We start from the raw sequence: 11324 nt of genomic DNA on the forward strand, positions 1-11324 counted from the left end.
AATCAATGTGCTGGATTGAGTCGCGGGTGGGTTTCTTCACCCCACGCATACAAGGCCAGGCCTGAGAGGAACATGGACACGGCCACGAACCAGAAGGCCGCTTCGACCGAGCCGCCAAACACCGAAGCCAAGCCCAGGCCCAGTGCGCCCACGCCATAACCCAGGTCGCGCCAGAAGCGGTAGATGCCGATGGCTGAAGCGCGCCAGGTGGGGTGGGCGATGTCTGCCACAGCAGCACTCAGGTTGGGGTACAGCATGGCCATGCCCAGGCCCGTCACCCCTGCCGACAAAGACCACCAGGCCGGTCCCATCCCCAGCGGGAACATCGCCACGCCGGCACCACACACCCACATGCCACAGGTGTTGAGGACATGGCGCCCCACATGGTCGGACAGCTTGCCTGCGAAGAACTGAAGCGCGCCCCAGGTGAAACCGTAGACCCCCACCGTCCAGCCGATGTCGGGCAGCGACACACCTCGCTGGTGCAGGTAGACGGGCCAGAAAACCCACACCAAGGCATCGACAAACTTCTCGACCATGCCCGCCTGGCACAGCGCAGCCATGCGCCGGTCTCGCCAGGTCATCAAGGCGAACATCTCGCCGGTGGAAGGTTGTTCGCTGACGCCTGAGGGGTAGCGGGGTCGCGCTGCTTGGGCCGTTGCCCCAGGTTGGCGTTTGACCTCATGTTGCGCCCAGGGCAAGGTCTCTGTCACCACAAACGCCGACAGCATGGTGGCCAACACAATGACCGCCCCGCCAAACCACAACAGCCCATCACGAGGACCCCAATGCGCGGCAAGGTAGCCGGTGAGGACACCGGCGATGGCCAAACCAACGTAGCCAGAAAACTCGTTGAGCCCAATCACCAGGCCACGCTGGTCGGCGCGGGTGAGGTCCAGCTTCGAGGTCTGCGTCATGGACCACGTCAGGCCCTGGTTCACGCCCAGCAGCACCGTGGCGAACACCACCCAGGACCAACTTGGCGCCCAATACACCAGCCAGGGAATGGGTACAGCCACCAACCAACCCAACAGCAGCACACGCTGACGGCCCACACGCTCCGCCAGCCGGCCCGCCACAAAATTCATGCTGCCTTTGACGAAACCAAAGGCGACCACAAACGCGGCCAACAACATGAAGGAGCCACGGGGCACGCCAAACTCGGCCTCGGCCAGCGCGGGCACGACGTTGCGCATCATCCCGATGGTCATGCCCACCAACAGCACCTGCAGCAATTGCTGAACGAACTGCCCGAGGTTGACCCGGATGCCAAAGTTCATCACGTCAGCCCAGGGTCACTGGAGATGGACCGCGAAGATTGGCTTCGACGATGCGAGCCATATCGTCCGGCGGCGGGGGAATGTCGGCGGTAACCGCGTCAATGAATTTGTCTCTTGGCATCGACAGCACCGGGTTGAACCGTTTTTCGAACGCCAGCGTGGATGCGGGCTTGCCCGAAAGGCCCACGCCACAGGCACTGCCTGCCTGGTGCCCAGGGTAGATTTCCATTTCAGGCGGCAGCGTGAGTAGCCGCTGATGCAGGGAGTCAAACAACTGCGCTGCCATCGCGCGTTCCTGCCCGGCCAGGTCGGGTCGCCCCACGGCACCCACAAACAAGGTGTCGCCCGTCAGCACGAACCAGGGCTCATCGGCTCGGCGCAGGTCGCGCACCAGCAGGCACACACTGTCTGGCGTGTGGCCGGGCGTGTGAATCACGTCCACCAGCACATTGCCGGCCTCCAGCCGCTGACCGTCGCGCAAAGGCTGGAAAGCAAAGTGCACACGACCCGCATTGCTCTCATGCAGCCAGTACGGAGCGCCGACCTGGCATGCCAGTGCTGGTCCGCCAGACACGTGGTCTGCATGCACGTGCGTATCGATGACGTGGGTGATACGGACATCGGCCTTCCGAGCTTCCTCGATGAACCAAGCCTCATCACCGGCGACCACGTCCACTGCGACGGCCTTTTGTTGCCCGGCACATCCGAAGAAGTAGGACAGCGTTGCGTTGTCTGTAGGCCGTTGGCGAAAAAACATGGGAACACGCTCCTCAAAAATCCACAACCTTCTCAGTCCACGCCGCCCAGCGCGCCGCGATCAAGACGCCTCGCCTGCCCAGCCAAGAAGGCGGGTGGCGGATGTGCACCTCTCATGCGCCGCGAACAATCGGCAGGCCGCGCGAGCGCCATTCCGCCACCCCATCCGTCAGGTGGTACGCGCTGTAACCCCGGCTGCGGAGAAGCTCAACGGCGTCTTTGGCAAACAGGCAAAAGGGGCCGCGGCAGTAAGCCACCACGGGAACGTCTTTGGGCAGCTCTTTGAGACGCCGCTTAAGCTGACTCAGCGGCATCGAACGCGCATGGGGCAAGTGCGCCACGGCAAACTCGTCCTCTGGCCGGACATCGAGCACCGTCACCTCGCCCTTGTTGGCCGCGCGCAGGATGGCGGCATGGTCCAGGGCCTGCAGCCCGTCTTGGTGGGACACCAACGACGTCAGTGCCACCTGCAGTTCCACCAACCGCTCCTCGGCTTCGCTGCGCAGTGCCACCCAAAGTTCTGCCACGCTCGGAGCGGCCAGGCGGTAATACACGTATTTGCCGTCTTTGCGCGTATCGACCAGGCGCGCTTCGCGCAACTGCTTCAGGTGGGCGCTGGCCAACTTGATGCTGATGTTGGCCTGCTCGGCCAACACCTCAACGGGTTTTTCGCACTGGCACAACAGTTCAACGAGCTCCAGCCGTTTTGGGCTGGAGACGGCCTTTCCAATGCGAGCCACCTGGGCATACAAATGGTCTTTGATTTCTCTCATAAAAACATTCTAGCGATCATTTGATTATTCGCCATCAAAGATATTGGATTGCCAAAAGCTGAAACCCTCGGGTCCCAGCCAGCAGCGCCTTCAGAACAACTTGCCCACGTTGAGCAGGGTCAGCACCCCCAGCACCGCGAAGATGGCGGCGGCGATGGCGTGCACCAAGGTCATGGACACCTTGGCGGCGATCTTGTCGCCCATGAACACGGCTGGCACGTTGGCCAACATCATGCCCAGTGTGGTGCCGGCCACCACCGCGACGAAGTCGCTGTAGCGCGCGGCCAGGCCCACGGTGGCGATCTGCGTCTTGTCGCCCATTTCGGCCAAAAAGAAAGCGATGACGGTGGTGCCAAACACACCAAAACGCGAGACCGCATCGGCATCGCCTTCATCCACCTTGTCGGGGATCAGCATCCAGCCGGCCATGGCCAGGAAGGACACGCCAATGACCCACCGCAAGACGTCGGGCCCGAGCGCACGGGCCACCCAGTCGCCCACCGCACCGGCCATGGCGTGGTTGGCCAGGGTGGCCACCAGAATGCCCAGGATGATGGGCACGGGTTTGCGGAACTTGGCGGCCAACAGCATGGCCAACAACTGGGTTTTGTCGCCCATTTCGCCGAGCGCAACGACGCCGGTGGACACGAGAAAAGCTTCCATGAGAACTCCGGGGCCGGCAGCAAACGCAAAGACCACGCCGCCCAAGCCGGCCCAACCGGAGGCAGTGAGGTCAAAGGTCTTGCCAGGCAAATGCTGTGCGCGCCATGGTCGTGAGGACCAAGTCTGTTGACGCGAACCCCTGCGTTGCGCAGGGCGGCTACTCCCCAATGACGGGAAAACCCTAAGTATACCGAGGTGAATCGGGGGCCTGTTCGAGGTGGGCTCTTGCCCGATAATTGACGTTTACGTAAACGTCATATCAACCCCCATTTTCACAAACCCACAGAGGAGTTTTCCATGGACATCGCAGGCAAGGTTTTTATCGTCACGGGCGGCGCATCGGGCTTGGGCGAAGGCACGGCACGCATGCTGGCCGCCAACGGCGGCAAGGTGGTGGTGGCCGACATGCAGGTTGAAAAAGGCGAAGCCGTGGCCAAGGACATCGGCGGCGCGTTCGTCAAGTGCGATGTCAGCAACGAGGCCGACGGCCAGGCCGTGGTGGCCCAGGCCGTGTCCATGGGCAAGCTCATGGGCCTCGTCAACTGCGCCGGCATCGCGCCGGCCGAAAAAACCGTGGGCAAAAACGGCGCGCACTCGCTGGCCGTCTACACCAAGACCATCATGGTCAACCTGGTGGGCAGCTTCAACATGATCCGCCTGGCCGCCGACGCCATGTGCAAAAACGAACCCGAAGCCACGGGCGAGCGCGGTGTGCTCATCAGCACCGCCAGCGTGGCCGCCTACGACGGCCAGATCGGTCAGGCGGCTTATGCCGCGTCCAAAGGCGGCGTGGTGGGCATGACCCTGCCCATCGCCCGCGACCTGGCCCGCAACGGCATCCGCAACATGACGATTGCGCCCGGCATCTTTGGCACGCCCATGCTGTTTGGCATGCCCCAGGAGGTGCAGGACGCGCTGGCCGCTGGTGTGCCCTTCCCCAGCCGCCTGGGCACGCCCGCCGACTACGCCAAGCTGGCCAAACACATCATTGAAAACGACATGCTCAACGGTGAAGTGATCCGCTTGGACGGCGCCATCCGCCTGGCACCGCGCTGACACAAGCGGCCGGGTGATCTGCGGTTTATGATGGTTTTCCTTGGAGGAAAACCATGTCACGCCAGATCCGCCCGCTTCTTTCTGCCTTGTCCGTTGTGTTGCTGGCCGCGTGTGCCAGTGGCCCGGGTGGGTTTCAGTACCAGATGCCTCAACAGCCCGAAGCCGCTTCGGGCTACACCGACAAACCCGGTTGGGCCACCAGCCGGTTTGCGGTAGCGGCGGCCAACCCGCTGGCCACCGACGCGGGCTACCAAATCCTCAAGGCCGGCGGCAGCGCGGTCGACGCGGCCATCGCGGTGCAAATGGTGCTCACGCTGGTGGAGCCGCAGTCCAGCGGCATCGGTGGCGGGGCCTTCCTGCTGCACCACGACGGCAAGGCCGTGGTGGCCTACGACGGCCGCGAAACCGCACCCGCAGCCGCCGATGAAAAGCTGTTCCTGAACGCCGAGGGCAAGCCCCTGCCCTTCATCGACGCCGTGGTGGGCGGCCGCTCGGTGGGCGTGCCCGGCACGGTGCGCATGCTGGAGCTGGCGCACCAGAAACACGGCAAGCTGCCCTGGGCCACGCTGTTCCAGCCGGCCATCACGCTGGCCGCTGAGGGCTTCAAAGTCAGCCCCCGCCTGCACACCCTGCTGGGCCTGGAGCAACACCTCAAAAAAGACCCCACCGCAGCCGCCTACTTCTACCGCCCTGATGGCACGCCCCATCCGGTGGGCCATGTGCTCAAGAACCCCGAACTCGCGGCCGTGTTGCAAAAAATCGCCCAGCAAGGCGCCAAAGCCTTGCACGAAGGCGAAGTGGCGCAGGCCATCGTGGACAAGGTCACGCGCCACCCGGGCAACCCCGGTCGCATGAGCCTGGCCGATCTGGCAGGCTACGCACCCAAACAGCGCGAAGCGCTGTGCCACGACCTCGCCGGTGCGGGCCGCGATTTCCGCGTCTGTGGCTTCCCGCCGCCCAGCTCGGGCGCGATTGCCGTCGGGCAAATCCTGGGCATCATGGCCCGCACGCCGGCGGCGAGCCTGCCCTTGCAGGACGGCCTGCCCACGGCCGACTGGCTGCACACCTACGCCGAAGCTTCGCGCCTGGCCTTCGCCGACCGCGCCCAGTACGTGGCCGACCCCGACTTCGTTGCGCCCCCGGCCGGCAACTGGCTGAGCCTTCTGGACCCGGCCTACCTGGCCCAGCGCGCCCAGTTGATCGGCGCTCAGGCCAACAAGACCCCCAAGGCCGGTGCGCCGGGTGGCGTCAAGATGGCCTACGCGCCCATGCCCGACCAAACCGAATACGGCACCAGCCACATCAGCATCGTCGATGCCCACGGCAACGCCCTGGCCATGACCACCACCATCGAAGACGCCTTCGGGTCGCGCCAGATGGTCAAGGGTTTTCTGCTCAACAACGAACTCACCGATTTCAGCTTCACGCCCACCAGCGCCGACGGCCAGCCCATTGCCAACCGCGTGCAGCCCGGCAAGCGGCCGCGCTCGTCCATGGCGCCTTCGCTGGTGTTTGACAAGGCCAATGGCCAGCTGGTGATGAGCGCTGGCAGCCCCGGCGGCGCGCTCATCATCCACTACACCGCCAAGACCCTGCACGGCGTGCTGAACTGGGGCCTGCTGCCACAACAGGCCATCAACCTGCCCAACTTTGGCGCCACCGGCGCGCCCACGGTGCTGGAGGAAAAACGCTTCCCTGCCGCCACGGTGAACGCGCTCAAGGCCCGTGGCCACGAAGTGCGTGAGGTGAACATGACCAGCGGCCTGCAAGGCATTGCGCGCGGTCAGGCCCACGGCCAGCCCGTGTGGTGGGGCGGCGCCGACCCCCGCCGCGAAGGTGTGGTGATGGGCGACTGACGCACTCCACAAACCACGCCATGGAACAACGCACCCCCACAGAACTTGCGCGCGAGACGGTTCGCCAACTGACCACGCGCAAGCTGCCGCCCACGCCCGACAACTACCAGCGCATCTGGCATGAAATTGCCGGCACGCGCCCCGCCCGGCCGTTTCCCACCGAGCAGATGATGGGCCTCGCACAAGCACTGCCCACCACCACACCGGCTCAGCGTCGTGTGCAGATGCAGGTTGAGAAAGCGGTCAGCCAGTGCAACTGGAGCGGTGTGGAAAAGGCGCTGGTGGACTACGCCGCCCTGCCCCAACCGCTGGCACAACCCGGCACCCTGGCCACACGGCCCCCACCGGTTGCACACGCAGCCGCAGGCGACAGCCTGGCACCCGATCTGTTGGAGCAAATGGCCAGGCTGGTGGACAACACCCTGCCGGCGCTGGGCAAAGACGACCAGCGCATCAACGAACTGGCCGACAAGCTCACGCAGTACCTGCGCCAGCCCGACTGCGACCCGACGGTGCTCAAGCCCATGCTGAGCAACTTCAGCTACCGGCTGTCCTTCTCAGCCGAGGAGCAAGGGGCCATTCGCAACACCCTGCTCAGCCTGCTGCACCTGGTGTTTGAAAACATCGCCGAGCTGAGCCTGGACGACCGCTGGCTGCATGGTCAGGTGGAGGCACTCAAGGGGGCCACACAACCGCCGCTGGCACTCAAGCGCCTGGAAGACGTGCAAAGCCGCCTGCGCGACGTGATCCACAAACAGGCCGAGGTCAAAGCCCAGACCCTGGCCGCGCAGCAGGACATGAAGGACATGCTGGCCGCCTTCATCGAACGTCTGGCGCGCATGACCGAACACAGCAGCGGCTTCACCAACAAGCTGGACAAGTGCGCCAAACAGCTGGAAAGCGCGGGCAACCTCAGCGAAATTGCGCCTGTGCTGCAAGAGGCCATTGCCGCCTCGCGCGCCATGGCCACCGACGCCCAGCGCGCCAGCGAAGAGTTGCGCGAACTGCGCACCAAGGCGGAACAGGCCGAATCGGAGGTGATGCGCTTGCAGCAGCAACTGGAACACGCCAGCACCCAGATGCGGCACGACCCGCTGACCGGCGCCCTCAACCGCAAGGGGCTGGACGAGGACCTCAAGCGCGAGCTGGCGCGTTCGCGTCGCCTCGACACCCCCATGTGTGTGTCCCTGCTCGACATCGACGACTTCAAGAAGATCAACGACGCCCACGGCCACGACACCGGCGACGCGGCCCTGGTGCACCTGGCCCATGTGGCGCGCCAGGTGCTGCGCCCACAAGACACGGTGGCCCGCTACGGTGGCGAGGAGTTTGTGATCGTCATGCCCGACACCGCGCTGGAGCAAGGCGTGGAAGCCATGACGCGCCTGCAACGCGAGCTGACCAAACGCTTTTTTCTCGAAGGCAACGAACGCCTGCTGATCACCTTCAGCGCCGGTGTGGCCCAGATGGCGCCCGACGAACAAGGGGCCGACGCCATCAAACGCGCGGACCAGGGCATGTACCTGGCCAAACGCAGCGGCAAAAACCGCGTTGTGGCGGTCTGACACCGGGCGCCCCACCTTGGCGTGGCGAGAGGGCGCGACAGGTTCGCCTCAGGTCACCGGCGCCGGGTTGAACAACACCAGGTCGTTGTGCAGGCCCCACTTCTCGGCCCAGGTTTTTTCGCCGCTGGCCACGGCCAGCATGTGGTGGAACAACTCCCAGCCGAGGTCGTCAATGGTGGCCTCGCCGCTGGCGATGCGCCCGGCGTTGATGTCCATCAGGTCGTGCCAGCGGCGCGCCAGGTCGTTGCGGGTGGCCACCTTGATGACGGGGCATTCGGCCAGACCGTAGGGCGTGCCCCGGCCGGTGGTGAACACGTGCAGGTTCATGCCGGCAGCCAGTTGCAGCGTGCCGCAGATGAAGTCGCTGGCCGGGGTGGCGGCAAAGATCAGGCCTTTTTGTGTCACTTTCTCGCCGGGGGCGATGACGCCGTGGATGGGGCCGTTGCCGCTCTTCACGATGGAACCCATGGCCTTTTCGACGATGTTGGACAGGCCGCCCTTCTTGTTGCCCGGTGTGGTGTTGGCGCTGCGGTCGGCCTGGCCACGGGCCAGGTAGGCGTCGTACCAGCCCAGCTCGCGCACGATGGCCGCGGCCACCTCGGGTGTGGCCGCGCGGCGGGTGAGCTGGTCCACCGCGTCGCGCACCTCGGTGTTCTCGCTGAACATCACGGTGGCGCCGGCGCGCACCAGCAGGTCGGTGGCAAAACCCACCGCCGGGTTGGCGGTGACGCCGGAGAAAGCGTCACTGCCGCCACACTGCACGCCCACCACCAAGTCACTCACCGGGCAGGTTTCGCGCTGACGGGCGTTCAAGCGTTCCAGATGGGTCTTGGCCTGCGTGAGGATGCTGTCGATCATCGACATGAAGCCCACGTGTTTGTCGTCCTGCAGGCAAACCACGTCCGGGCCCTGGCGCTCGTCGCTGATCAGGATGCTGCCCGGCGGCAGCAGGCGCTCGGGCTGCAGCTTCTCGCAGCCCAGGCTGAGCACCATCACCTCGCCCCCAAAGTTGGGGTTGCTCACGAGGTTGCGCACGGTGCGGATGGGGATGATGGCGTCGGGCGCGTCGATGGCCACGCCACAACCGTAGCTGTGTGTGAGGCCCACCACGCCGTCCACGTTGGGGTACTCCGGCAGCAATTCCTTCTTGATGCGTTCGACAGCAAATTCGAGCACGCCCGCCACACACTGCACCGTGGTGGTGACGGCCAGCAGGTTGCGGGTGCCCACGCTGCCGTCGGTATTGCGGTAGCCCTGGAAGGTGTGGCCGGCCAGCGGCGGCAGATCGGCCGGCGGCTGGGGCGCGGGCAGGTTGTCCAGGCTGCGCGCGCCGGGCATCACCAGGCGCTGCTCGTTGACCCAGCCACCTGCGGGAACGTCCACCGCCGTGTGGCCGATGACCACGTTGTAGCGGCGCACTTCGGTGCCGGCAGGCAGCTCGGTGAGCGCCACCTTGTGACCCTGGGGCACGGCGTGCACCAGCGTGGGCCCGCCGGGCAAGGCCGTGCCCACGGGCAGGCCCCCGTCGTTGACCACCACGGCCACGTTGTCGTTGGGGTGGATGCGGATGGTGCGGGGGATCGTGGGGATGGTCATGGAAAACGTGGGGTTCACTGGAGGGCGTGGTCTGACTCAGGGCGCGCGTGCTGGCAGGCGCTCTCCTGCCAGGCCGGCGCGCAGGTTGGCCAAGGTGAGGTCGGCCATGGCCTGTCGCGTTTCATGTGTGCCGCTGGCCATGTGAGGGGTCAGCACCACCTGGTCCAGGGCCAGCAAGGCCTCGGGCACGTGGGGTTCGTCGTCGAACACGTCGAGCGCGGCGCCGCCCAGGCTGCCGTTTTTCAGGCCGGCGATCAGCACGGCCTCATCCACCACGCTGCCCCGCGCCACGTTGACCAGCAGCCCCTTGGGGCCCAGGGCAGCCAAGACATCGGCGTTGATCAGCTGGCGCGTGTCGGCGCTGGCGGCCACGGTGAGCACCAGAAAGTCGGCCCACTCGGCCAGCGCCAGCAGCGACGGCTCGTGGCGCCAGGCCACACCGTCCACCGGGCGGCGGTTGTTGTAGGCGATGTCCATGTCGAACCCCGCCGCGCGGCGGGCCACGGCCTGGCCGATGCGGCCCAGGCCCACGATGCCCAGCCGCTTGCCACTGACGCGCGTGGTGACCGGGAAGCGCCCTTGTTGCCAGGCACCTCGGCGCACAAAACGGTCGGCCGCCGCGATCTGGCGCGCGCCGTCCAGCAGCAAGCCCATGGCGAGATCGGCCACGCAGTCGTTGAGCACGTCGGGTGTGTAGCCCACGGGCAGGCCACGGGCGCGGCAGGCGTCCAAAGGCAGCTTGTCCAGCCCAACGCCGAAAGACGACACCACGCGCAAGCTGGGCAGTTGGTCCAGCCAAGCCACCGGCAGGCCCACGGGCGCGGAGGTCACCACCGCTTGCACACGCGCGGCAGCGGTCGGGTCGCCCAGCGGCGTCGGTGCGCCGATATCCTGCGCGCGCAACAGCTCGTGTTGTTCGCGCAGCGCGGCTTCCAGCGCCGGCATCAGCGGGCCCACTTGCAACAGCGTCGTCCGGCTCATGGGTTCAGCGCACCAGGCAAGGTCGCTTGTTGTCAAAGGTCCAGCCCGGGATCAGGTACTGCATGGCCATGGCGTCGTCGCGCGCGCCCAGGCCATGTTGTTGGTAGAGCTGGTAGGCCTTCTCGACCTCGGCCATGTCGATCTCTATGCCCAGGCCGGGCTTCTTCGGCACCTGCACGTAGCCACCTTCGATCTTCAGCGGGTCTTTGGTCAGGCGCTGTCCGTCCTGCCAGATCCAATGGGTGTCGATGGCCGTGACCTTGCCCGGTGCGGCCGCGCCCACGTGGGTGAACATGGCAAGCGAAATGTCGAAGTGGTTGTTGGAGTGTGAGCCCCAGGTCAGGCCCCAGTCGCGGCAGGTTTGCGCCACGCGCACGCTGCCCGCCATGGTCCAGAAGTGGGGGTCGGCCAGTGGGATGTCCACGCTTTGCAGCGCCAGCGAATGGGCCATCTGGCGCCAGTCGGTGGCCACCATGTTGGTGGCCGTGGGCAGGCCGGTGGCGCGGCGGAATTCGGCCATCACCTCGCGGCCACTGAAGCCGTCTTCGGCGCCACACGGGTCTTCGGCGTAGGCCACCACGCCGCGCATCTTCTGGCCCAGCCGGATGGCGTCTTTCAGCAGCCAGCCGCCGTTGGGGTCCAGCGTGACACGGGCTTCGGGGAAACGCTCGTGCAGAGCGGTCACGGCCTCGACCTCGGCGTCCCCCGCGAGCACACCGCCCTTGAGCTTGAAGTCCTGGAAGCCGTAGCGTTTTTGCGCCGCCTCGGCCAGGCGCACGATGGCCTCGGGGGTCATCG

General features: G+C 65.8%; 10 protein-coding genes and 1 riboswitch. Of the genes, 3 read left to right on the top strand and 7 right to left on the bottom strand.

The annotated features are described in order from the left end of the window. Positions 1 to 2: 2 nt before the first annotated feature. The 4 genes from ACFQU0_RS09285 to ACFQU0_RS09300 form a co-directional block, all read right to left on the bottom strand. The gene (locus ACFQU0_RS09285; RefSeq protein WP_382200040.1) at positions 3 to 1280 is read right to left on the bottom strand and encodes an MFS transporter; all 1278 of its coding nucleotides are present in this window, start codon (positions 1278 to 1280) and stop codon (positions 3 to 5) included. Between the two features lie 4 nt (positions 1281 to 1284). After that, positions 1285 to 2037: an MBL fold metallo-hydrolase gene (locus ACFQU0_RS09290; RefSeq protein WP_382200042.1), complete on the bottom strand. Its 753-nt coding sequence runs from the start codon at positions 2035 to 2037 to the stop codon at positions 1285 to 1287. Positions 2038 to 2149: 112 nt separating this feature from the next. Continuing rightward, positions 2150 to 2809 carry an ArsR/SmtB family transcription factor gene (locus ACFQU0_RS09295; protein ID WP_382200044.1) on the bottom strand — a complete coding sequence of 220 codons (660 nt, stop codon included), beginning with the start codon at positions 2807 to 2809 and terminating at the stop codon, positions 2150 to 2152. 90 nt (positions 2810 to 2899) lie between these two features. Beyond that, positions 2900 to 3472: a TMEM165/GDT1 family protein gene (locus ACFQU0_RS09300; protein ID WP_382200046.1), complete on the bottom strand. Its 573-nt coding sequence runs from the start codon at positions 3470 to 3472 to the stop codon at positions 2900 to 2902. A gap of 6 nt (positions 3473 to 3478) precedes the next feature. After that, positions 3479 to 3650, bottom strand: a riboswitch (yybP-ykoY riboswitch). Positions 3651 to 3769: 119 nt separating this feature from the next. Between ACFQU0_RS09300 and ACFQU0_RS09305 the strand changes: the two genes are divergently transcribed. The 3 genes from ACFQU0_RS09305 to ACFQU0_RS09315 are packed head-to-tail and all read left to right on the top strand — an operon-like array spanning position 3770 to position 7949. Next, complete coding sequence (locus ACFQU0_RS09305; RefSeq protein WP_382200048.1) at positions 3770 to 4528, top strand: 3-hydroxyacyl-CoA dehydrogenase; 759 nt, start codon at positions 3770 to 3772, stop codon at positions 4526 to 4528. Between the two features lie 53 nt (positions 4529 to 4581). After that, on the top strand, positions 4582 to 6384 hold the full coding sequence (locus ACFQU0_RS09310) for a gamma-glutamyltransferase family protein (RefSeq protein WP_382200050.1): 1803 nt from the start codon (positions 4582 to 4584) through the stop codon (positions 6382 to 6384). Positions 6385 to 6404: 20 nt separating this feature from the next. Next, positions 6405 to 7949, top strand: a complete 1545-nt coding sequence (locus ACFQU0_RS09315; protein ID WP_382200052.1) for a GGDEF domain-containing protein — start codon at positions 6405 to 6407, stop codon at positions 7947 to 7949. 48 nt (positions 7950 to 7997) lie between these two features. On the opposite strand, the gene garD is transcribed toward ACFQU0_RS09315, so the two are convergent. From garD to ACFQU0_RS09330, 3 genes are all read right to left on the bottom strand, one after another. After that, a complete protein-coding gene (gene garD / locus ACFQU0_RS09320; RefSeq protein WP_382200055.1) occupies positions 7998 to 9545 on the bottom strand; it encodes a galactarate dehydratase in 1548 nt (515 codons plus the stop codon). Positions 9546 to 9581: 36 nt separating this feature from the next. Further along, positions 9582 to 10526 carry a 2-hydroxyacid dehydrogenase gene (locus tag ACFQU0_RS09325; protein ID WP_382200057.1) on the bottom strand — a complete coding sequence of 315 codons (945 nt, stop codon included), beginning with the start codon at positions 10524 to 10526 and terminating at the stop codon, positions 9582 to 9584. A gap of 4 nt (positions 10527 to 10530) precedes the next feature. After that, positions 10531 to 11324 (bottom strand): enolase C-terminal domain-like protein (locus ACFQU0_RS09330; RefSeq protein ID WP_382200059.1); only part of this gene is annotated, 794 nt, incomplete at its 5' end.

It is taken from the genome of Hydrogenophaga defluvii, assembly GCF_042665235.1.
Classification (GTDB): Bacteria; Pseudomonadota; Gammaproteobacteria; order Burkholderiales; family Burkholderiaceae_C; genus Hydrogenophaga; species Hydrogenophaga defluvii_A.

What these genes read in the sequence shown, in the direction of transcription:
- ACFQU0_RS09285 (WP_382200040.1), bottom strand. Translation starts at nt 1,280, where the DNA reads ATGAACTTTGGCATCCGGGTCAACCTCGGGCAGTTCGTTCAGCAATTG.
- ACFQU0_RS09290 (WP_382200042.1), bottom strand. Translation starts at nt 2,037, where the DNA reads ATGTTTTTTCGCCAACGGCCTACAGACAACGCAACGCTGTCCTACTTC.
- ACFQU0_RS09295 (WP_382200044.1), bottom strand. Translation starts at nt 2,809, where the DNA reads ATGAGAGAAATCAAAGACCATTTGTATGCCCAGGTGGCTCGCATTGGA.
- ACFQU0_RS09300 (WP_382200046.1), bottom strand. Translation starts at nt 3,472, where the DNA reads ATGGAAGCTTTTCTCGTGTCCACCGGCGTCGTTGCGCTCGGCGAAATG.
- ACFQU0_RS09305 (WP_382200048.1), top strand. Translation starts at nt 3,770, where the DNA reads ATGGACATCGCAGGCAAGGTTTTTATCGTCACGGGCGGCGCATCGGGC.
- ACFQU0_RS09310 (WP_382200050.1), top strand. Translation starts at nt 4,582, where the DNA reads ATGTCACGCCAGATCCGCCCGCTTCTTTCTGCCTTGTCCGTTGTGTTG.
- ACFQU0_RS09315 (WP_382200052.1), top strand. Translation starts at nt 6,405, where the DNA reads ATGGAACAACGCACCCCCACAGAACTTGCGCGCGAGACGGTTCGCCAA.
- garD (WP_382200055.1), bottom strand. Translation starts at nt 9,545, where the DNA reads ATGACCATCCCCACGATCCCCCGCACCATCCGCATCCACCCCAACGAC.
- ACFQU0_RS09325 (WP_382200057.1), bottom strand. Translation starts at nt 10,526, where the DNA reads ATGAGCCGGACGACGCTGTTGCAAGTGGGCCCGCTGATGCCGGCGCTG.